Below are 21,244 nucleotides of genomic sequence, written 5' to 3'. Positions count from 1 at the left end.
CACCCCACCAGACCCACCACATCAAAGGAGATACAGATGGATCGCAGGATGTTCTTGAAAGCCACGGCCGGACTCGGCGCCGGGGCGACGCTGGGAACCGGGCTCGCCGCGTGCGGTAGCGACTCAGGCGGGTCCGGCTCACTGACCATGTCTCAGTACGGCAGTTCGAGCCGACTCGATCTGCTCGAGCAGGTCTTCGGGCTCTACACCGAGGCGAACCCGGATCGCAGCATCGGCCTCGACGCTGCGAGCGTGGACAACTACATCGACCGGCTCGCCACTCAGGTCAGCGGCGGCAACGCCCCCGACATCATGGCCATCTTTCATGGCAACATTGCCACGTTCGCGCGCCAGGATGCCCTCTTGACCCTCGACGACTACCTCGGCGCGGGGCTCGACGTCTCGGAGTTCACCGAGGGCATCGTGGACCTCGGCCGCATCGACGGTTCGGTCAACGCCCTGAGCTACGGCGACAATGCGCACGGAGTGATCTACGACGTCGATCGCCTGGAGAGCCTGGGTATGCAACTGCCCGAACCGGGCTACACCTGGGAGGACCTGCTCACCTTCAGCGCCGATATCTCCCGGGCCGTCGACGGCGACTTCTACGGGACCGAGGACCGCTCCACGCAGCTCGATCAAGGGTTCAAGGTCTGGTTGCTGCAGCGCGGCAAGTACGCCTTCACGGCCGATGGCCAGCTCGGATTCGAACGGAGCGACCTCGAGGACTGGATCACCTACTGGGAAATGCTCCGCGAGGAGGGCGCTGCACCTCCCTCGGACATCACGGCCGAGGCCGGCACGTTCGAGAGTTCCGCGCTGATCCGCGGGTACGCCATCAACCACCAGACCTACGCCAACGCGTTGAACTCGATGCAGGCGCTCACCGAGAGCCGTCTCGCGCTGACCACGCTCCCGATCGATCCGGACGGTCAAGGCAGTGGGCACTTCCTCCGTGGCTCGAACTGGGTCTCAGTGTTCTCCGAGACCGGCGATCCGGACACGGCCGTCGACTTCCTCAACTTCATCTTCAACGACCCCGGCGCTGTGGGGGTGCTGGGGGCAGAGTTCGGTGCTCCGCCGAACCGCGCACTGCGTGACGAACTCGAGTACAACGACGCCGAACAGAACTTCGTCGACTACATCAACCTCATCGCCGACGAGCTAGCCGATGAGGCGATCAGCCTGGATCAGGAGTTCCCCATCGGCTATCCAGATGTGAACACGGCCTTCGGCGCCGCCACGGAGAGTGTGATGTTCGGTGACTCGAGCATCGACGAGGCCGTCGACGAGTTCTTCGAAACCGCTGAGCGAGCCCTCGAGTCATGACCTCGCTGCTGACACGCCGGCCGGCCGGCGCCGCGCCCGGGGCTGAGCCCCCGGGCCGGCGCCGCCGGAACGCGATACATGCCTCGGAGGGCCGCTGGGGGTACCTGTTCCTGACGCCGTGGCTCATCGGGCTCGTGATCCTGACCGCGGGTCCGATGCTCGTCTCGCTCTACTATTCGTTCACCGACTTCTCATTGCTCTCCAGTGCCAATTGGATCGGCCTGGACAACTACGAGCGCATGTTCACCGAGGACGACCGGTTCCTCTCCTCGGTCGCCGTGACGCTGACGTACGTCTTCGTCTCGGTCCCACTCCAGCTCGCCTTCGCCCTCTTGGTGGCTGTGCTGCTCAACCGGGCGATGCGCGGGGTGAGCGCCTACCGCGCTCTCTACTACCTGCCCAGCCTGCTCGGGGGCAGCGTAGCCATCGCGGTCCTCTGGCGGCAGGTGTTCGGCCGTGAAGGCGTCGTCAATGTGGTCCTGCGCGGCCTCGGGTGGGAGAACCCTCCGACGTGGATCGCCGATCCGGACTTCGCGCTGTGGACCCTCATCCTGCTTCGGGTCTGGGAGTTCGGTTCCCCCATGGTCATCTTCCTCGCCGGACTTCGCCAGGTGCCTGCCGAGTACTACGAAGCCGCCCACGTCGATGGCGCCACAGCGCTGCAGCGCTTCTTCAAGATCACGCTACCGATCATCACTCCGGTCATCTTCCTCAATGCGATCCTTCAGCTCATCGGCGCATTCCAGGCGTTCAACTCTGCGTTCATCGTCAGCGGTGGCACCGGCGGGCCGTCGGACTCCACGCTCTTCTACACGCTGTACATCTACATCGAGGGCTTCACCAGTTTCCGGATGGGCTATGCCTCAGCGCTCGCCTGGGTCCTCCTGGCGATCATCGCGCTCTTCACAGCGATCAACTTCGCACTCAGCAGGTTCTGGGTGCACTACGAAGACGGAGGACGATGATGTCTACCCTCACTGCACCCACATCACGTGGTCCGGCGGCCGGCGATCGACGCCAGCCGCCCACCAATCGCAGCAGGAGCGGTGGCCAATGGATGCGCCGAATCCCGATCCAGTTGCTGGTGGCAGCGGGTGCGCTCGCCATGATCTACCCGGTGCTGTGGATGGCTTCCAGTTCGCTCAAGCCCGACTCGGAGATCTTCTCCGGAAGCGCGAACCTGCTCCCCGAGACATTTCGATGGGAGAACTACGCCGAGGGATGGAACGGGTTACGCGAACCCTTCGAGACCTTCTACCTCAACTCATTCATCATCAGCGCCCTCGCGGTGGCAGGAAACCTGCTCACGTGCTCCATGGCCGCCTATGCGTTCGCCCGGCTGAGGTTCCGGATGCGCGCCCTCTGGTTCGCAGTGATGCTCGGGACCATCATGCTCCCGTACCACGCGACGCTGATCCCGCAGTACACCCTGTTCTACGAACTGGGGTGGGTGAACTCGTTCCTCCCGCTGACCGTACCGAAGTTCTTGGCTACGGATGCGTTCTTCATCTTCCTCTTCGTGCAGTTCATCCGAGGAATTCCGAAGGAGCTGGACCAGGCCGCGCAGATCGACGGCGCAGGGCCACTGCGGATCTACACGACGATCATCTTCCCGCTGCTTCGCCCGGCTCTGGTGACGGGGGCCATCTTCACCACCATCTGGACGTACAACGACTTCTTCTCACAACTCATCTATATCTCCGACACCGCCCTGTACACAGTCCCCCTGGCGCTGCGCATGTTCCTGGACACCACGGGCGAGTCCGCCTGGGGGCCGATGCTTGCGATGAGCACGCTGTCACTGCTGCCGCTGGTCGTCATGTTCGTGCTCTTCCAGCGACAGATCGTGGAAGGTATTTCCACCACCGGGCTGAAGGGCTGACGATGCGCCTCGACGGGCTCTTCGAGTTCCTCTCCCGGGTGTTGGAGACGATGTGGCTGAGCGCACTCTGGGTCGGCAGTGTGCTGCTCGTGGTCACTGCACCGGCCGGCACGGCAGCGCTCGTGGAGGTCGCCCGCCTGCGGCAGTGTGGCGAACTGCACGGCTCCGTGACCCGCGCCTTTGTCCGCAGCGCGGTGGCCCGCATGGGCACGTCCACGGCCGTCCTGGGGCTGTGGCTCCTGGCCGTTGCTGTGCTGGCCGTGAACTTCTCGGTCGTTTCCCAGCTCGGCGCCGCACGTGTTCCGGTGCTGCTGGGACTCCTTGGCGTGGCAGCGACGCTCGCGCTGTTCGGCGCGGTGCTGCCGGCTGCGATCGCGGCCGTGGGCAGGTTCGACGGTCACGACTCAGGCGTGCACCTGCGCCTGACAGTCCGCACGGCCGCGACCGCGATTGCGGCATCTCCGCTCAGTGCCGCGAACGTGGTGTTCGCGAGCGCCGTCGGCGCCGCTCTGGTGCTTGCTGTTCCCTTGGCGATCCTGATCGTTCCCGGTGTGCTCGCCCACGTGAGCGTGATGGGTTGGCGCCGCTGCGCGGAACGCATGGACGCTCTCGCGCTGCGACGCGTGGCACACCTGCCCGCCTGAGCGCGCGCAGCACCTGCGAGACCGAGGGCCCCGCAGCCCTCACTCCCCCGCCGACCCCACCACGAGCTCGTTGAGCGAGCGGAGAACGGGCGCCTCCACCAGTTCACGGGCCCGCTCGGCGGGCACGCCCTGCACCCGGATCTCGTACGTGCGGCCGGGCAGCAGCGTGAGCATCATCTGATCGGCCTCGGCCGCCGGAGCGACCCGGTCGGCGAACACGCAGAGATCCTTCACGACGGACTGGGCCCGGACCGTGAGTACCGCCTCGGTCCCGTCCATGGCGACCTCGGTGCGCACGTCCGGGTCGGCGAGCCGCAGTTCCTTGTCCACCGCGAAGAAGTGGGTGGCCTCAACCCCGGACGGTGTGGACAGGTGCACCAGCTCGTTGCTCGGGTCGCCAGGACGTGCCACCCGCTCGTCGATCAGGGCGCGCGCTGCACTCAGTCGGTCGACCGGTAGCCGGAGCGTCTGCGTGGCCAGCACGTTCCCGTCGAAGTCGAGGCGCGCGATCGTGACTTCCTCGCGCCAGGTGTCGCCGCCGTCGTTGACCGCCACCACCTGCAGGTCGCCCTCGATCGTGCTGGTCGTGAGCAGCCGCGGGGCGAAGGCGTCACGCATCGCGTACCACAGCGGCTTCTTCCGGCCGTACCCATCGATCGCGGCCCACGAGGTCACGGGCCAGCAGTCATTCAGCTGCCAGATCACCACGCCAGTGTTGGAGGGCCGCAACGATCGATAGTGCTCGATGGCGTACTGGATGGCGTGTGCCTGGTTGAGTTGCATGGCGTAGTGCCAGTCGACCATGTCGCTTGGCACCGGCAGGTGCGGTTCCAGGCCGCGGGACAGTTTCCCGTTCCCGTCTTCGGCCTTCTGGTGATGAAGCATCCCGACGGATCCAGGAGTGAGGGGATCATCAGAGATCGACCTCGTGATCGTCGACCACGTCGGCGGACCCTGCCACCCGAACTCCGAGACGAACCGTGGTGCGGCATCGGAGTAGTGGCGCCACTCCTTCTTGTTCCACACCCCCCACTCGTGGGTGCATCCGTGGGCGGGGTCATTCGGGTGAACCCCTCCACCGGAGTACGGACTCCCCGGCCAGTAGGGCCGAGAGGGATCGACGGCAGTGACGATCTCGGGCAGATCATGAAGGTAGTAAGCCTCTCCCCACGGCCGCCCATCGAGCACCTCCTGCCAGCCCCAGTCGTGCCAGCCCCAGATGTTCTCGTTGTTGCCGTTCCACAGCACCAGACTCGGGTGCGGCATGAGGCGCTCGACGTTGTCCCGGGCTTCGGCGCGCACCTGGCCGCGTAACGGCTCGTCCTCCGGATAGGCTGCACACGCGAAGAGGAAGTCCTGCCAGACGAGAAGTCCGCGTTCATCGCATGCCTCGTAGAACTCCCTGCTCTCGTACACACCGCCGCCCCACACCCGCAGCAGGTTCAGATTCGCATCCACGGCCTGATCGAGGCGCTCGGCCAGTCGGCGCTCGTCGACCCGCGGAAGGAAGCAGTCGTCGGGGATCCAGTTCGCCCCACGCACCGGGATCACCACCCCGTTGATCTCGAAAGCGAACTCGGAGCCGGCCTCGTCCTTCTCGGTCAGCAGGCGCAGGCTGCGGAAGCCCACTCTGGCCAACCACCGATCAACGGGGCGCCCGTTCTCCTCCAGGCTCACGTCAAGGTCGTACAGCGGTTGGCCGCCGAGGTCGCGCGGCCACCACAGGTCGGGATCGGGCACGTCCAGAACGAGGCGGGAGCTGCCCGAGGTCACCTCCTGCACCGCGGTGACGCCAGCAACGGAGGCCACGAGGCGAGTGTCGCCGTCGACGATGTGCCGGTCGAGATCGACATCGACGATCACGCGCCCGTCCGAGCCCTCGAGCCACGCCTGCGGCCGCACCGAGGTGAGCCGGCCGGCCACGCTGCGCACCAGGCGCACCTGGCGCCAGAGTCCGGCGGTAACCAGGGTCGGCCCCCAGTCCCACCCGAAGTTGCTGGCGTTCTTGCGGATGAAGTTGAACGGTGCCGGGTAGGCGTTCGGCATCGGCGGCGTCCGATCCCGATACGCCTCGGCGTACTGCCAGGCCGAGTGCAGCTGGACGGCGATGTGATTGCGTCCGGGGCGGAGCGCACCGGCCAGGGGCACGTCGTAGCGACGGTGCATGTTCTGCGTCTGGGCGACCTCGATGTCGTTGACGCGGATGGTGGCGATCGTGTCCACCCCGTCGAACTGAAGAGTCACGTCCGTACCGTCCACGAGCCCGCCCTCGGCGGTGAACCACTCCGGTGGGATCTGGACGTCCCGGTGGACGACCCATTCGACTCGTCCGATCCAGTCGCTGCGAAGTTCGTTCCGGTCCAGGTACGGATCCGGGATCAGCCGCGCGGCCAACAGGTCCAGGTGGACGGTTCCCGGTACAGATGAGGGGATCGGCAGAGCCTCACGCACGTGCGGCGGCACGTGCGTGCTCCCACGATCGGCGAGGTCCAGAGACCAGTCCTCCAGCGGCCAGCGGACGGCGTCGATGCTCTCCATCTCCACTACTTTACCGGTACAACGCTAGGTGGTGTCTCCCAGGTGCAGTGTGGGGACGGACAAGTCCCGCCCCTCGGCCAGGAAGCCTGGATACAGCGGCGTACGAGCAGCGTCCATCAGCGCCTCGGCAGCCCCGATCCCCAACGCCGCCACATCACGTCTGATCAGCGTGGGCGAGGGCGCGAGATAGGGGGTCAGTCCGGAACCATCCCAGGAGACGACGGCCAGATCCGCCGGAATTGCACGTCCCGATCGTCGCGCCGCCGCGAGTCCACCGAGCATGAGCGGATCGCTGTCATAGACGAGCGCGGTCACGCCACGCTCGAGTAGCGCCTCCGTCATCACCTCACTGTCGGCCATCGTCCTCGCGCCTTCGAGGACGTGCACGGTGAGGTCGAGCGTGGCTGCACACGCGGCGAACGCCTCCGAACGGGCCCTGGAGTAATAGAAATCGGGTGTTGCCGCCACGCGTCCGATACAGCGGTGGCCGCGATCGGCCAAGTGGTCGACGATCTGCTCCGCTGCACCGGAGACGTCTGCGGCCAACGTGGGAAACTGCGTCCCCGGCCCGCCCAGCGCGACGCTGGGGAGTCCGAGTTCCTCCAGGAGACTCGCGCGCGGATCATCGGCGGCGACGTCGGTCACCAGCACGGCGTCCACGGAGCGCCGGCGCGCGAAGGATGCGTAGATCTCTTCTTCGATGGCTACCGACTCGGCAACGTTGAGCGTCAGCGCAAGGCCGTTCGACGTCAGGTGCGACCCCATCGCCGCGATCAGTTGCATGTAGAAGGTATCCGCCGACACGTGGTGAGCGGGGCGCCGAATGACCAGGCCCACCGCACCCGCGCCCGCACCCGCGAGCCGGCGCGCCGTGCTGTCGGGCTCCCACCCCAGTGCCGCCGCAGCCTCGCGGACTCGGTGCCGGGTCTGCGCAGAGATGCCGGGCCGGTCGTTCATCGTGAGCGAGACGGTCATCTTCGACACGCCTGCTGATGCAGCGACATCGGCGATCGTCACTCGCCCGCGTTGCCCTCTCGGCATGGAGGGATCCTACGACGGATCTCTCGGCGCGCTGAGCGCCCGATCGACGGCAGCGATAGGACTATCCGGGCCGCTGCATCCCCGGAGTGTTGCGAACACGGGAACGCATGTACCACCAGATCCCGCCACCGACGACCATCCCCAACCCGAGCACCCCCAGTCCGATCGCGAGGAACACCCCGAACACGGTGCCGAACAGTCCGGAGAAGAAGGCAGGCAAGTCGTCACCCTCGGTCACCACTGCGGTGGCCCACGGGGTGGAGTCCGGGTCGGCGAGCTCTGGGACGTCGATCGTGTACTCACCAGCGGCGCTCGTACGGAAGGTGTGCACACCTTCCGCGGAGACCCCTCCGATGGTGGAGGTGCTGGCCGGGGCGGGGAGCCCGGGCAAGATCGTGCCCATCGCGTCGGTGACCGTCGGGTCCTCGCTGAGCGCGGCGGCGGTGTTGCTCGGGAACGCGAGGTAGACCGTGTACGCGGTGTCGGTCTCCAGGGTGAGGGTCACACTGCCAGGCACATCGGTGCCGCCGACCGCGTCCGGCCCCGGTGAGCCGTCGGAGTCGACGATCCCGAGCGGGAGCACCGAGAGGAACAATCGCACCACGAACACCGCGAGCACCGCGGTGACCACCAGCAGACCGATGCCACCGAAGGTGAGGATCTTCGGACCAGTGGTCGAGGTCTTCGCGGGCGGGGCAGGGTAGGTCACTCCTCCACGCTAGCCCGCACCGCTGCCGGTCGCCCATGGGTAGCAGTCCCCGACGAGAGGATCGTCCACCACCCGGCCCGCTCCACCTACCGCCGGTCCCCCTGCCTGGCCGGAATCGGACGACTACCCGCACCCTTGATAGCGTTCCACTATCTGGACAACCCAGGAGGAACGCCAAGAATGAAGGCCTTGTATAAGACCGGCCCTCACCCCGGGCTGGAGCTCGTTGACCGACCCGAGCCGGAGCCCGGCCCGCACGAGGTGAAGATCCGCGTGCACACCACCGGCATCTGCGGCACCGACCTGCACATCCTCGACTGGGATCACTGGGCTGCCTCGATGGTGACGTCGCCGATGATCCCCGGGCACGAGTTCTACGGCGAGGTCGTCGCGGTCGGAGACATGATCCACGACGTCGAGGTCGGTGAGCTGGTCTCCGGTGAGGGGCACATTGTGTGCGGGATGTGCCGCAACTGCCGGGCCGGCCGGCGGCAATTGTGCATCCGGACCATCTCGATCGGCGTGCAACGCGACGGTGCCTTCGCCGAGTACGTGGTGATCCCGCAGGAGAACGTGTGGTCCCACACCCGCGAGGGAGGCCACGCCGTCAGCCCGGAGCTCGGCGCCATCTTCGACCCCTTCGGCAACGCGGTGCACACCGCGCTGAAGTTCGGCGTGGTCGGCGAGGATGTGCTGATCACCGGCGCCGGGCCGATCGGGCTGATGGCCGCGGCGGTGGTACGCCATGCCGGTGCCCGGTACGTCGCTATCACCGACGTCTCCCCCGAGCGGCTGGCGCTGGCCGAACGGATGGGCGTGGATCTGGCGCTGAATGTCTCCACCACTCCGGTCAATCGTGCCGAGGAACTGCTGCACCTGCGGGAGGGCTTCGACGTCGGGCTGGAGATGTCGGGCCACCCCAGTGCCCTGCCGGAGATGATCACCGTGATGAACCACGGGGGGAAGATCGCCATCCTGGGGCTACCGAGCGAACCGATCGACATGGACTGGTCGCTGGTGGTCACCCAGATGCTGACACTGCAGGGGATCTACGGGAGGGAGATGTTCGAGACGTGGAACGCGATGAGCTCGATGCTGCAGACCTCCGAGTGGCTGCTCGACGCCGTCACCTCGGTGGTGACCGACCGGCTCCCGGCGTCGCAGTGGGAAGCGGGGTTCGCGGCCGCGAAGTCGGCCACGAGCGGCAAGGTCGTGCTGGACTGGACGAGGTTGTGAGGAGCACCGATGTACACGATCGCTGAGGATCTGCGCGCCGAGCTGGACGAATTGCGCTCGTCCGGGCTGTACAAGCACGAGCGGGCCATCGCCTCGCCCCAGTCCGCGCATGTGCTGGCCTCCCCTCCCGACGGCGGCCCTTCCGCAGCGACGGCGAACGCACCTGCCGAGGTGCTCAACTTCTGCGCGAACAACTACCTCGGGCTCGCCGGGCACCCGGACATCATCGCCGCAGCCCACCGGGCACTGGACGAGCGCGGTTTCGGGATGGCATCGGTGCGGTTCATCTGCGGCACCCAGGATCTGCACCTGGAGCTGGAGCGACGGGTCTCGCAGTTCCTGGGCACTGAGGGCACGATCCTGTTCGGCTCCTGCTTCGATGCCAACGGCGGAGTCTTCGAGACGCTGCTCAGTGCCGAGGACGCAGTGATCTCCGACGAGCTCAACCATGCCTCGATCATCGACGGGATCCGGCTGTGCAAGGCGGCACGGTTCCGGTATGCGAACCGGGATATGACTGATCTGCGGGCGCAGCTCACCCGGGCGAAGGAGGGCGGAGCGCGGCGGATTCTGGTGGTCACCGATGGCGTGTTCTCCATGGACGGCTACCTGGCGCCACTGGCCCAGATCTGCGATCTGGCCGAAGAGTTCGGTGCGCTGGTGATGGTGGACGACTCCCACGCCGTCGGGTTCATGGGGCCGACAGGGGCGGGGACTCCGGAACATGCCGGCGTGTCTGACCGGGTGGACCTGACCACGGGAACCTTCGGCAAGGCGCTGGGCGGTGCCTCCGGCGGATACGTCTCCGGGCGGGCCGAGATCGTGGAGCTGCTGCGCCAGCGGGCGCGGCCGTATCTGTTCTCCAACTCCCTGGCCCCGGCGATCGTGTCCGCGACGCTGACGGCACTGGATCTGATCAGCGGCGCCGGCGAGCTGCGGGATCGGCTGGGCGCCAACGCCGCGCTGTTCCGAGAGCGCATGGCGGCGGCGGGCTTCGACCTGCTTCCCGGGGAGCACGCCATCGTGCCGGTGATGTTCGGCGATGCCGCCCTCGCCGCCCAGATCGCCGACGCCATGCTCGCCCACGGGGTGTACGTGACAGCGTTCAGTTTCCCGGTGGTGCCGCGGGGGAAGGCACGGATCCGGGTGCAACTCTCGGCCGCACACTCAGCCGCGGATGTCGAGGCGTGCGTCGCGGCGTTCGTGGCGGCGCGGGATGCCGTACAGAACTGACAGGCCACGGCGATGCTGTGCCTGATGTGGCACAGTGTCGCCAGGGGCCGTCGGTTCGGTCCGGCGACCGCAGCCGAACGTGGATTCAAGCCCGGCAACGGTCGCCATCGGGCATCAGTGCACCATGTGCGCCCAGGGGTCCTCCCGGTCCAGGTCACCCTGGAGCACGCAGAACTCGTTCCCCTCGGGGTCTGCGAGGGTGACCCAGCCCCCACCGTCAGGCCGGCGGCGGTCGGCCATCTGCGTGGCCCCGAGCGCCAGGATCCGCTCCACTTCCTGCTCGCGAGTGAGATCGGTGGGCGCGAGGTCGAAGTGCAGCCGGTTCTTCACCGGCTTGGCCTCAGGAACCTCGATGAAGAGCACCCTGTGGCGCCCATCCGGAGAGAAGGTCATGCACTGGGCATGCCCGGGCAGGTTCGGATCTTCGGGATCCTCAAGGTAGCCGAGGACCTCCCGCCAGAAGACCGACTGGGCATAGGCGTCATGGGAGTCAACGGAGGTGTGCGAGATACGTGAGGTCATGTCAGCAGAGTGCGTCGGCTGCGCCGGCCATGTCGATTCAATTTCACCGACGCAACGCTCAGCCGTGCTGTGCTACCGCCGCCCTGATCTCCGTCTGGGTCACGTCATCGACCGCTGGCAGCGCCATCCGGCTGGCCCATGGCGCACCGCTGCGGGCGGCGAGGGCCACCTTCAGCCGGGTCACACTCGGACCGGCGAGCGCCACCGCACCGGCGGCGTCGGCCTGCGTAGCGGCGATCTCCTGCTCGTCCCCGGACCGCAGGGCCTGGGCAAGCCTCGAGAACGTCTCCGGGAAGGCCGAGGAGACCCCCGAGACCACACCGGTCCCGCCCGCGTCCAGCACGCCGGGCAGGGTCGCGTCGTTGCCGGAGTAGAGCTCCTGGCCATCCTGCAGCACGGCGGCGTACTCGGCGATCTGCTCCGAGGCTCCACCGGAGAGCTTCACCCCGACCATGCCCGGCAATGCCATCACCCGGCCGAGGACCTCGGCGGAGATGTCCATCCCGGTCCGCTCCGGGAACAGGTAGGCATAGACGCTCGCTGTGGGGTGCGCCCGGCAGAGGGCCGCGAAGAACTCCACCACGCCATCGTCGTCGGTGGGCAGGTAGTACGGCGAGAGCAGGGCGAATCGGGTGATGCCCAGCGCTGCGGTGCCGTTCGCCAGCCGGAGTACCTGCCGGCTGCTGCCGTGCCCGAGATGCGCGATCACCCGGTCGGCTCCGAGCACGTCCACGCCGACCTGGAACAGCTCGAGCCGCTCGGCGTCGTCCAGCGCTGGGAACTCGCCCGTCGTGCCGGCGATCAGCGCGCCGTCCACGTGTGCGTCGATCCCGCGCAGGGTCGCCGCGAAGGTGTCGAGGTCGAGCTCACCGGCGGGGGCGAACGGCACGGGGACGGCGCTGATGATGGAGCAGGTACGGGATGCGGTCACGCGAGGTTCCTTCCTAGAGCTTTCTCGAGCGGCAGGCTCGCCGCGACGATGCCGCGGCGCTGCCAGGTGTAGGTGATGTGCAAGTCGTGGCCGTCCAGGACGGCCGCCGGGTAGGAGTACTCGCCCACGCCGGTGGTGCGGACGCCGTCATCAGCTGCGTCGAACGGGTCCGACATCGGAAGGCGCGGTGGCCGGTCCGGGTGCACGGGCGTACGTCCATCCTCCAACACGACGGCGGTCCACCAGGTGTGCCCGTCGTCCTCGCTCACCGAGAGCACCAGCGGGCACCGAGGTGCCCAGTCCCCAGAGACCGGGTTGTGCACGCACGCCACCAGCCCGTCGGGCAGGGATAGGGCGGTGAGTCCAGAGTTGTTGTTCGGTAATGAGGTGGGTGCTGCCTGAGACCACGTGCGGCCGCCGTCGGTGGACTCTGATCGGTACACCACGCCTTCGGTGCTGCGCATCAGCGCCAGCACCCCCCAGGGGCGGGCGACGAGGGCCGGCTGGATCAGACCCGGCCCATGCAAAGCAGTCCGGTCCACGGGGATCGGCACGGGCGTCCAGGTGCGGCCGCTGTCGCTGGAACGGTCCACGAACGGCTCCCACCTGGCGGGCTCCTCGGTGCCTGAGGTCTCGGTCGAGGCGGGTGCCAGCCAGGTTCCGGGGAGCCACAGGGGTGGGTTCTTCACCGGTCCGCGCCCCGCCGCACCGTCCGGACCGGGGATGAGTTCGGCGGGCTCGGACCAGGTGCGGCCACCGTCGTCCGAGCGTCGCACCCAGGTGCGCCAGGTCGAGATCCGGCTGCCTCGCTTGAAGAACAGCCAAGTCTGGCCGTCCGGGCCGGCAGCGAGCACCGGGTTCCAGTGCGCCACATCGCCCTCAGCGATCACTTCGGGGGTGGACCAGGCGCCGGCATCCCGGCGGGCCAGGAAGATGCGGTTGTCCGGTGTGCCCTCCCGAGTGCCACCGAACCAGGCAACCAGGGCTGCGCCGTCGGCCATCAGCACGCTGGAGGCGTGCGCCTGCCGCCAGGCAGGGTGATCGACGGCGACGAACTCGCGCCGGAGGAAGTCCGGAACCCGCCCGGGTGGGGTGCTCACGTGCGGTCCACCTCAATCGGCTGCGGTGGGGCTCCGTCTCTGCGAGCGGCCCGTGCCCGGCGGATCAGCGGCATCGCCAGGGAGAAGGCAGCGAGCAGCAGTAGACTCGCGGCGATCGGCTGAGTCACCAGCGACGCGGGACCGTCAATGAGCAGCGCGCGGCGCAGGTTCGACTCCGCGAGCGGGCCGAGCAGCAGGCCGAGAACGACGGGGCCGGGTGGGAAGCCGGTGCGCTTCATGATCACACCCACCACACCCGAGAGCAGCATCACCCAGACCGTGTACATGTTGTTCGACGTGGTGTAGGTGCCGACGATGCAGAACAGCAGGATGCCGACCCAGATGTAGTGCCGTGGCAGGTCGAGGATCTTTACCATGCCCTGGCTGCGCACCAGGCTGATGCCGAGCGAGAGCACCGTGGCGATGATCATGATCCCGGCGATGGAGGCGACCAGCTCAGGGCTCTGCACGAACATCGACGGTCCGGGCTGCAGTCCCCAGATGAGCATCGAGCCGAGCATCACCGCCATCACCGAGTCGCCGGGGACACCGAGGGCCATGGTGGTCGTGAGGGAGCCGCCGAGCGTGGCCGAGGAGGCGGTGTCCGCAGCGGTGAGGCCCTCCAGGGAGCCCTTTCCGAACTTCTCCGGGTGCTTGGACATCCGCTTCGCCCGGTCCCAGCCGATCAGCCCGGCGATGTCACCGCCGGCCGCCGGGACCGCACCCACCACGGTACCGAGCACCGAGGAGAGGGCGAACGGGCGTGCCATCTGCTTGTACTCGGCGCGAGTGGGCCACCAGCGCCCGAGGCTGGAGACGATCTGGGCGGTGCCGGGGTGGTGGGTGAGGAGCTGGTCGAAGAGCTCGGCGATACCGAACAGGCCGATGATCACCGCGATGAACGGCAGACCGCTGTTGAGGTCGTTGAGGCCGAAGACGAAACGCTCGTCCCCGGTGATCGGGTCACGGCCGATGGTCGCGATCGCAAGACCGGCGATCCCTGCCAGTAGCCCCTTGAGCAGGGACCGGGACGAAATCGAGATCATCACCGTCAGCCCGAAGACCACCAAAGCGAACATCTCCGCCGGACCGAATTCGAGGGCGATCGAGGCAACCGGCCGGGCAGCGAAGATGAACACCACCACCGAGAGCAGGATTCCACCGGTGGTCACCATCGCCGAGCTCACCAGCGCCAGGCCACCCTTACCCTGTTTCGCCAGCGGATAGCCATCGAGGGTGGTGGCGATGGCGGCCGGCGTGCCGGGGGTGTTGACGAGGATCGCGGGGATGCGGTCCCCGTAGTTGGCGCCCACGTAGATGGTGAGCAGCACGGCAAGGCCCTGGACGGGCTCGAGTGTGAGCGTGAACCCGGCAGCCAGTGCCACCGCCATCGAGCCCGTCACGCCGGGGAACATCCCGACCAAAGTCCCGATGAGGAGGCCGACCAGCAGGCACACGGCGACCGTCGGGTCGAGCAGGGCATTGAGGCCCTCGGCGAACGCACTCATAGCGGAACCTTCAGGACGAGGTGGAAGAGGGCATAAGTGAAAGCCGTCATGACCACCGGGAAGACAGCCAGAGTTTTCCAGCCGCGACCACCGAACAGCCAGGTGAGGACCACGAGCATCGGCAACGTGGCGATCAGATAGCCGGTCCACGGCCAGAGGACGAGGTAGACCATCGCGATGGCAACGGACACGGCGAGCCGCACCCATCCGGCCCGGGTGGCGGATTCCAGTTCGTCCCGGGAGAACGGCGGGCGCAGAACGGCCACCGCCGCGAGGACGACGCCAAACGCGAGGGCGGCAGCGCCGAGGACGGTGGGCCACCAGCGAGGATCGATCCCGCCGGTCTCGTTACGCACCTCGATCTGCTGAGCCGCGAACACCAGCAGCGCACTCCCCACGATGGCGATCACTGCGCAGATGATCTCCAGCCGCCGCGACGACCCGGCGACCAGTGCCTGGTTCTCAGGCGCTGGTGCCGGGCCGGGCTCCAATGCCTGCATCAGCTGTCTCCGAGCAGCCCACCGAAGCGCTCGTACTCAGCGTTGACGAACTCGGTGAACTCGTCGGCGTTCTTGTAGACCGCGATGGCGCCAGTGTTCTCGATCGTGCTCACGAAGCTCTCCGAGGTAGCGGCTTCCTCGATCGCCGACTCGAGCGTGGCGCGGACCTCGTTCGGCAGGTCGAGCGGAGCGTAGATGCCACCCCAGCCACCGAACTCCAGGTCGTAGCCGGCCTCGGCCGCGGTCGGAACGTCCTCCAGCGCCGGGTGGCGTTCGTCGTGGAACACTGCGAGCGGGCGCAGCTGCCCGTCGGCGTAGGCGGCGGAGGTCTCACCGGTGCCACCGACAGCGGCATCCACCTGGCCGCCGATAACTGCGGTGACCGCCTCGGCGCCACCATCGAACGGGACCGAGGTCAGTTGGGCACCGGAGGAGTCCGCGAGGCCGAGCGCTGCCGCCTCCCAGATCGAACCGGCGCCGGAGTTGGCCACGGACAGCGGCTCGGACTGCGCCGCGGTGACGAGGTCGTCGAGGGTCTCATGCGGGCTGTCGGTGGGCACCGAGATGACGCCCGGAGCGAGCATGATCTGGCCGAGGAAATCGTAGTTGGCCGGGTCCACATCGAAGTTCTGGTGGCCGAGCATGGCAATCTCGACGGGGACGAAACCGATCGTGTAGCCGTCGGGCTCCTGGTCGGCGACGTACTGCATCGCCGTGGAGCCGGAGGCTCCGGGCCGGTTCTCCACCACGATGGAGACTCCCAGGATCTCTTCCAGCTCGGTGGCCAGCGCCCTGGAGGAGAGGTCGGAGCCGCCACCGGCCGCAGCCTGGACGATCAGGGTGATGTCTTCCTCGGGGAAGGCTCCGGAGTCCGCTCCGGCGTCACCACCGCTGCTGCAGGCGGCGAGGGTGAGGGCGGAGGCCGCCAGGGCGGCGGTAGCGGCGATACGGGGGGTGCGGTTCATGAGGACAACTCCTTCGTTGACGTGGTGTCGAAGTGGCGGGTGTAGGCGGTGAGCATGCGTCGGCGTGAGCCCTCCAGGTGCTCGTCCAGGAGCTCGAGAGCGTCGGTGGAGCGGTCGCTGATCCTCTGCAGCAGCTTCACGTGATCGCGGTAGGTGGGGCCGAGATCCCGGTCCTCGGCGTTCGTGACCGAGAGCATGGTGGCGAAGGTCGGGCGGTACTGCAGCCAGACCGATTCCAGGCGGCGGTGCCCCGAGACCGTGTAGAAGGCGCTGTGGAAGTCGAGATCTGCGCGGGCGAAGTCGGCCGAGTCCTGACGGGCGGCAGCCTGGGCCATCTGCTCGATGGCACCGCGGGCGGCCGTGAAGTCGCGCTCGGCACCCTCCATGCACAGGGCGACGGCACGGGTCTCGATGAGCCGGCGGAGGGAGTAGAGCTCGTCGATGTCGTCGACGCTGAGGCCGATCACGAACACTCCGCGACGGCGGGACTCCACGAGCCCTTCGGTCTCCAGCAGGCGCAGGGCATCCCGGATCGGTCCGCGGCTGACGTCGAAGGTGTCGGACAGCTGCGCCTCCACCAGGTGCGTGCCTGGAAGGAGTTCACCGGTGATGATCAGGCGGCGCAGGTGGTCCACCACATGCTGGCCGAGCGCGGGGGCCGGGCGCACGGCGGCGACGGACTCACGCCAAGCGCTACGGCTGTCCATCCAGTGACCTCCTCATTGAGCTCGATCATGTCTCGTTAACGGTTAACCGTAGACGGTAATCGATTACGCCGCAAGGCCCGGTGCTTGTCACACATAGGCTGAGCCCTCCACCCGATCGGAAGGACCTTGCGGTGACCGACGCCCTCCATGACCCGTACATCTGGCTCGAAGACGTCGAGAGCCCGGAATCCCTGGACTGGGTCCGCGCCCGCAACGCCGAACAGGCCGCCACCCTCGCCGAGACGACGGAGTTCACCGCCACTCGAGACCGGATCCGCTCCATCCTTGACTCCGACGAGAAGATCCCGGGCATCTCCAAGGTGGGCGAGTACTACTACAACTTCTGGCGGGACGCTGCGCATGAGCGCGGCATCTGGCGACGCACCACCCTGGAGTCCTACCGCAGCGAGAACCCCGACTGGGAGATCGTCCTCGACATCGACGCCCTGAACGAGGCCGAGGATGCGAACTGGGTCTGGCACGGAGCCAGCGTGCTGCGCACCGGACCGGATGCCTACCGTCTGGCGATCGTGGACCTCTCCCGCGGCGGCGCCGACGCGGACGTCTCCCGCGAGTTCGATCTGCACGCCAAGCAGTTCGTCGACGGCGGCTTCTACCGGCCCGAGTCCAAGGGTGGCACGTCCTGGATCGACTCGGACACCCTGTTCGTGTTCACCGACACCGGTGACGGCTCGATGACCTCCTCCGGGTACCCGCGCATCGCTCGCCGGTGGCGCCGCGGCACCGCGCTTGAGCAGGCGGAGATCGTCTACGAGGGCGAGGTGGAGGACTTGTACATCGCCGCGATGCACGACTCCACCCCCGCATTCGAGCGGAACCTGGTCTCGCGGGCCATCGCCTTCTATGAGCACGAGCTCTACCTGCTCGACGACGACGGCACGCTCACCCGGATCGATGTGCCTCGGTCAGCCAACCCTGGGCTCCACCGCGAATGGCTCACGGTCGAGCTGCGTGAGGACTGGACCGTGGAGGACACCGACGAAGCCGGGCGCACGATCACCCAGACCTACCGTGGGGGTTCGCTGCTGGCGCTCGGGCTGGACCCCTTCCTTGCAGGCTCGCGCGACTTCCACGTGCTCTACGAACCCACACCGAGCACGTCGCTGGCGGAGTACACGTGGACCAGGCGCCACCTCGTGCTGAACGTGCTGGACGACGTCACGAACCGGTTGGTCGTGCTCACCCCCGACGGCGGACGCTTCCGGGAGTCGGAGTTCGTGGGCGCCCCGCAGGTGGGCACCGTGGAGGTCGGCCCGGTGGATCCACGCAGTTCGGATGCGGTGTGGGTGTACGCCACCGACTTCCTCACCCCGACCACCCTGTCGCTGGCTGAGATCGGTGCCGAGCCGGAGCCGCTGAAGGCGATGCCGCAGTTCTTCGATCCCGCCGGCCTGGTGATGGAGCAGCACTTCGCCACCTCCGACGACGGTACGCAGGTTCCGTACTTCCTCGTGCGCCGAGAGAACCTCACCCTGGACGGGTCCAACCCGACCCTGCTCTACGGCTACGGCGGCTTCGAGATCTCGCTGACACCGACCTACTCGGGTGCACGAGGGAGCGCATGGTTGGAACACGGCGGGGTGTTCGCGCTGGCGAACATCCGCGGCGGCGGGGAGTACGGGCCGGGATGGCACCAGGCGGCCCTGAAGGAGAAGCGGCACAAGGCGTACGAGGACATGGCCGCCGTCGCGAAGGATCTGGTGGCCCGCGGAGTGACCAGCGCAGAACACCTCGGCGTGCAGGGCGGCTCCAACGGGGGGCTGCTCACCGGGAACATGCTCACCCAGTACCCCGAGCTGTTCGGTGCCGTGGTCATCCAGGTACCGCTGCTCGACATGAAGCGCTACTCCCACCTGCTAGCCGGCGCCTCCTGGATGGCTGAGTACGGCGACCCGGACGACCCCGAGCAGTGGGAGTTCATCCGCACGTTCTCGCCATATCACCTGTTCGATCCCGACACCTCCTACCCCCCGGTTCTCTTCACCACGTCCACCCGCGACGACCGGGTGCACCCCGGGCACGCACGCAAGATGGCGGCGCAGATGCTGGCCGCCGGCACGGACGTGACCTACTACGAGAACATCGAGGGCGGGCACGGCGGGGCCGCGACCAACGCCCAGGCGGCACATATGAGCGCGCTCGCCTACCGGTTCCTGGCCGAGCGGCTGCGCCTATGAGGTCGTGGGGCGTATCCTGGCGGCAGTTCCACAAGGGCAGCAAGCCTGGACCACCCGAGGACTGTCAGTGGTCGGCGCTACGGTGAGCGCAGTCTTCAGAAGGGAAGTGATCCCATGAGTCCGCGCACCATCACAGTCACCAGAGACGAACTCCTCGAGCGCCGAGAGCAGATCCTTCAGCACCTCGGGGTGGATCGACGCACCTTCGAACGGCGGGTTGCCGAGGGGGCGTTGGTCGGCGACGAATGGTACGCGGCTCAGGACCGCGAGGAGATCGCCTTCTTGCTTGACGATGAGCGAGACGCCTGACCTCGCTGCACGTTCCGCCGCGTTCGCCGAGGACGTGCAGCGATTACTCGATGCCGTACTACCGCACGACAAGCGCATCATTTCCGTCAAATTCGCGCAACGGTACGTGATTCGTCCCGAAGGGGAGGGCGCATACTCACAGCGGATCCCGCTGTTCATCGACGGCGAGCGCTATGCAGATCTGAGTTTCTCGCTCCATCAGGAGCTCGATCGACGAAACGAACACCTCAAGACCTCGCGCACAGACTTCGCCGCCTACTGGCGACAAGCAGTCGCCGATGGACGCGAGGCATGGCGCCGCCGCCAACTCCGCGCAGCAGTCAGAGACCTCCAGCACGAGGCCGCCGAGACGCTGCGCTCCTGTGGATGGGAGGTCAGTGAACCCTTGGCGGTCTCACCTGACCACAACGGGCCCTACCGGCGCTGGTAGTCACTACCCGGCCCGCAGCGCCGAGGGCCACGGCCCCAGCTCAGGCAGCGGTACCTCCTGATCGCCCTGGAGGGCGGTCGGCGGCTCGGCCAGATCACGGCCGGCGAGCCACGCCGTCAACTCGATGAGCGTTCCGGTGATGATGAGTGGCTTCTCGGGGATCCGCACCAGGGGGCCCGTTGCGGGACTCGGCCCGGTGACTGTGTAGTTGAACCCGTCCGCCGGTGCATCAAGAGCGATCTCGACGTGACCAGGCAACCGCACCGAGAGGAAGTCGACGAGGTGTTCGGCGAGCTCGCGGGACCAGACGTCCTCCGGGCGCGCTCCGCAGTTGAGATCGACCAGATGCACCCGGCTCTCACGCCACCAGGCCAAGGCCACGTCGACCACCGTGCCGTCCCGGAACGAGACCGGTTCGTACCAGACGAGGTCGTCGGCGTCGGGTCGGCTGGCGTGATGCCGGTCGCGCAACGTGCGCAGCGCGGCCAGGTGTTCCTCGCGGGTGCGCTGGGCACCCGTCTCGACAGCCCGCTCCAGAGCTGCGCGCCCTCCCTCCAGGAACGGCACCTGACGTCCACGGGCCGCCTGCTCCACCTGCACCGCGAGCGCCTCCCCCACCACCTCCACGTGGGCGAGCACGTGGCCGCGGGTCCACCCGGCCAGAGCGACCGGCACCGACAGGTCGGAACCTTCGAACTCCCCGACAGCTTCGATGATCGAGTCGAGCGCGGCTTCGGCCTCGTCCACCGCGCGCACGTGGTCGGTGGTCGGTTCGGTCGGGTTCATGGCCACACCAGTCCTCTCTGCCAGGTCTGTTCGAGGGTGTACCTCAGCCGGATCTGACCGCCGCTCGGCCTGGCGGCCCAGAACTCCACAGTGGTCGCGGCAATCCCGTAGCACCGCCAGGTGGTAGGTACGCGGCCGGGATGTTTCTCGACGGCGTCCCTCGCCTCAGCGTAGGCGCGATCGTAGGTCTCCAGAGAGTCCAGCGGGGCACTCTGCACCCCAGTGGTCGCTGCCGCGCGGGAACCCGGATGGCGCTCGAGGAAGTCCGCGGCGCCGGCCTCCTCACCCAGGTCGGTGACCACCCCGGTGATGCGGACCTGCCGGCCGAGCGGTGCCCAGAATGATGTCAGCGCCGCCATCGGGTTCTGTGTCATCGCTTGAGCCTTGGGGCTGCGTGCATCGGTGGCGATGATCCAGGAACCGGCCGTGATGTTCCGGAGAAGGACGGTCCGGGCGCCGACCTCGCCCGTGCCTGTGGCCGTCGCGAGGTTCATCGCGTGTGGCAGCGGCACCTGCCGTTCGGCGGCGAGAGTGAGCCAGGAGACGAACAGTTCGGCCGGGTCCTGCGGGGCGCTTGCCGGGTCGAATGCCACCAGGGCGTCGCGGTCGAGGCCCGGTAGCTCGCGCAGCAAGATCCGCAGACTCATACTCCGATCATGACCGGCGGGCCGCGTCA

21 protein-coding genes are annotated in these 21,244 nt (G+C 67.5%); 9 read left to right on the top strand and 12 right to left on the bottom strand.

Going from position 1 to position 21,244, the window contains the following annotated elements; genetic code table 11:
* Positions 1 to 36 precede the first annotated feature (36 nt).
* From FV560_RS18230 to FV560_RS18215, 4 genes are all read left to right on the top strand, one after another.
* The gene (locus FV560_RS18230) at positions 37 to 1,329 is read left to right on the top strand and encodes an ABC transporter substrate-binding protein (RefSeq protein WP_159623072.1); all 1,293 of its coding nucleotides are present in this window, start codon (positions 37 to 39) and stop codon (positions 1,327 to 1,329) included.
* Positions 1,326 to 2,294 carry a carbohydrate ABC transporter permease gene (locus FV560_RS18225; RefSeq protein WP_159623070.1) on the top strand — a complete coding sequence of 323 codons (969 nt, stop codon included), beginning with the start codon at positions 1,326 to 1,328 and terminating at the stop codon, positions 2,292 to 2,294. Before FV560_RS18230 ends, FV560_RS18225 begins: the two co-directional genes overlap by 4 nt.
* A 92-nt stretch (positions 2,295 to 2,386) precedes the next feature.
* Positions 2,387 to 3,211 (top strand): carbohydrate ABC transporter permease, encoded by an 825-nt coding sequence (locus FV560_RS18220; RefSeq protein ID WP_235020213.1) that lies wholly within the window; start codon positions 2,387 to 2,389, stop codon positions 3,209 to 3,211.
* Between the two features lie 2 nt (positions 3,212 to 3,213).
* On the top strand, positions 3,214 to 3,855 hold the full coding sequence (locus tag FV560_RS18215; protein ID WP_159623066.1) for a hypothetical protein: 642 nt from the start codon (positions 3,214 to 3,216) through the stop codon (positions 3,853 to 3,855).
* Between the two features lie 39 nt (positions 3,856 to 3,894).
* On the opposite strand, the gene FV560_RS18210 is transcribed toward FV560_RS18215, so the two are convergent.
* The 3 genes from FV560_RS18210 to FV560_RS18200 all read right to left on the bottom strand — a co-directional run bounded on the left by FV560_RS18210 (position 3,895) and on the right by FV560_RS18200 (position 8,143).
* Positions 3,895 to 6,393, bottom strand: coding sequence for a glycoside hydrolase family 2 protein (locus tag FV560_RS18210; RefSeq protein WP_159623064.1), 2,499 nt, complete (start codon positions 6,391 to 6,393; stop codon positions 3,895 to 3,897).
* 24 nt (positions 6,394 to 6,417) lie between these two features.
* The gene (locus tag FV560_RS18205; protein WP_159623062.1) at positions 6,418 to 7,434 is read right to left on the bottom strand and encodes a LacI family DNA-binding transcriptional regulator; all 1,017 of its coding nucleotides are present in this window, start codon (positions 7,432 to 7,434) and stop codon (positions 6,418 to 6,420) included.
* Positions 7,435 to 7,495: 61 nt separating this feature from the next.
* A complete protein-coding gene (locus tag FV560_RS18200; protein WP_159623060.1) occupies positions 7,496 to 8,143 on the bottom strand; it encodes a hypothetical protein in 648 nt (215 codons plus the stop codon).
* A 180-nt stretch (positions 8,144 to 8,323) separates the two neighbouring features.
* Here FV560_RS18200 and tdh point away from each other — a divergent pair, with 180 nt between their 5' ends.
* Positions 8,324 to 9,379: an L-threonine 3-dehydrogenase gene (tdh, locus tag FV560_RS18195; RefSeq protein WP_159623058.1), complete on the top strand. Its 1,056-nt coding sequence runs from the start codon at positions 8,324 to 8,326 to the stop codon at positions 9,377 to 9,379.
* A gap of 9 nt (positions 9,380 to 9,388) precedes the next feature.
* A complete protein-coding gene (locus tag FV560_RS18190; protein WP_159623056.1) occupies positions 9,389 to 10,612 on the top strand; it encodes a glycine C-acetyltransferase in 1,224 nt (407 codons plus the stop codon).
* Positions 10,613 to 10,726: 114 nt separating this feature from the next.
* Here FV560_RS18190 and FV560_RS18185 read toward each other — a convergent pair whose 3' ends face one another.
* From FV560_RS18185 to FV560_RS18155, 7 genes are read right to left on the bottom strand one after another with little or no spacing between them, the layout of a single operon-like run.
* Positions 10,727 to 11,134, bottom strand: coding sequence for a VOC family protein (locus FV560_RS18185; RefSeq protein WP_159623054.1), 408 nt, complete (start codon positions 11,132 to 11,134; stop codon positions 10,727 to 10,729).
* A 58-nt stretch (positions 11,135 to 11,192) separates the two neighbouring features.
* Positions 11,193 to 12,065 (bottom strand): dihydrodipicolinate synthase family protein, encoded by an 873-nt coding sequence (locus FV560_RS18180; protein ID WP_159623052.1) that lies wholly within the window; start codon positions 12,063 to 12,065, stop codon positions 11,193 to 11,195.
* Positions 12,062 to 13,165: a sialidase family protein gene (locus FV560_RS18175; RefSeq protein ID WP_159623050.1), complete on the bottom strand. Its 1,104-nt coding sequence runs from the start codon at positions 13,163 to 13,165 to the stop codon at positions 12,062 to 12,064. Before FV560_RS18175 ends, FV560_RS18180 begins: the two co-directional genes overlap by 4 nt.
* Positions 13,162 to 14,673 (bottom strand): tripartite tricarboxylate transporter permease, encoded by a 1,512-nt coding sequence (locus tag FV560_RS18170; protein ID WP_159623048.1) that lies wholly within the window; start codon positions 14,671 to 14,673, stop codon positions 13,162 to 13,164. The genes FV560_RS18175 and FV560_RS18170 overlap by 4 nt, the downstream gene beginning before the upstream one ends.
* The gene (locus tag FV560_RS18165) at positions 14,670 to 15,173 is read right to left on the bottom strand and encodes a tripartite tricarboxylate transporter TctB family protein (protein ID WP_159623046.1); all 504 of its coding nucleotides are present in this window, start codon (positions 15,171 to 15,173) and stop codon (positions 14,670 to 14,672) included. The genes FV560_RS18170 and FV560_RS18165 overlap by 4 nt, the downstream gene beginning before the upstream one ends.
* Positions 15,173 to 16,138, bottom strand: coding sequence for a tripartite tricarboxylate transporter substrate binding protein (locus FV560_RS18160; RefSeq protein WP_159623044.1), 966 nt, complete (start codon positions 16,136 to 16,138; stop codon positions 15,173 to 15,175). Before FV560_RS18160 ends, FV560_RS18165 begins: the two co-directional genes overlap by 1 nt.
* The gene (locus FV560_RS18155; RefSeq protein ID WP_159623042.1) at positions 16,135 to 16,845 is read right to left on the bottom strand and encodes a GntR family transcriptional regulator; all 711 of its coding nucleotides are present in this window, start codon (positions 16,843 to 16,845) and stop codon (positions 16,135 to 16,137) included. The genes FV560_RS18160 and FV560_RS18155 overlap by 4 nt, the downstream gene beginning before the upstream one ends.
* Positions 16,846 to 16,976: 131 nt before the next feature.
* On the opposite strand from FV560_RS18155, the gene FV560_RS18150 reads away from it, so the two are divergent.
* The 3 genes from FV560_RS18150 (at position 16,977) to FV560_RS18140 (ending at position 19,782) form a co-directional block, all read left to right on the top strand.
* Positions 16,977 to 19,043 (top strand): prolyl oligopeptidase family serine peptidase, encoded by a 2,067-nt coding sequence (locus FV560_RS18150; protein WP_235020212.1) that lies wholly within the window; start codon positions 16,977 to 16,979, stop codon positions 19,041 to 19,043.
* Between the two features lie 114 nt (positions 19,044 to 19,157).
* A complete protein-coding gene (locus FV560_RS18145) occupies positions 19,158 to 19,352 on the top strand; it encodes a hypothetical protein (RefSeq protein WP_159623038.1) in 195 nt (64 codons plus the stop codon).
* Positions 19,336 to 19,782: a hypothetical protein gene (locus FV560_RS18140; RefSeq protein WP_159623036.1), complete on the top strand. Its 447-nt coding sequence runs from the start codon at positions 19,336 to 19,338 to the stop codon at positions 19,780 to 19,782. Before FV560_RS18145 ends, FV560_RS18140 begins: the two co-directional genes overlap by 17 nt.
* 3 nt (positions 19,783 to 19,785) lie before the next feature.
* Here the strand turns inward: FV560_RS18140 and FV560_RS18135 are convergent, their stop codons facing one another.
* Entirely contained in the window at positions 19,786 to 20,568 is a 783-nt protein-coding gene (locus tag FV560_RS18135) for a maleylpyruvate isomerase family mycothiol-dependent enzyme (protein ID WP_159623034.1), read from the bottom strand.
* A complete protein-coding gene (locus FV560_RS18130; protein ID WP_159623032.1) occupies positions 20,565 to 21,215 on the bottom strand; it encodes a pyridoxine/pyridoxamine 5'-phosphate oxidase in 651 nt (216 codons plus the stop codon). The genes FV560_RS18135 and FV560_RS18130 overlap by 4 nt, the downstream gene beginning before the upstream one ends.
* Positions 21,216 to 21,244: the final 29 nt, after the last annotated feature.

This window comes from Ruania rhizosphaerae (assembly GCF_009805705.1).
GTDB classification, from domain to species: domain Bacteria; phylum Actinomycetota; class Actinomycetes; order Actinomycetales; family Beutenbergiaceae; genus Ruania; species Ruania rhizosphaerae.
The sequence above is the reverse complement of the archived record's forward strand: the minus strand, read 5'-3'. Positions and strand labels throughout refer to the sequence as shown.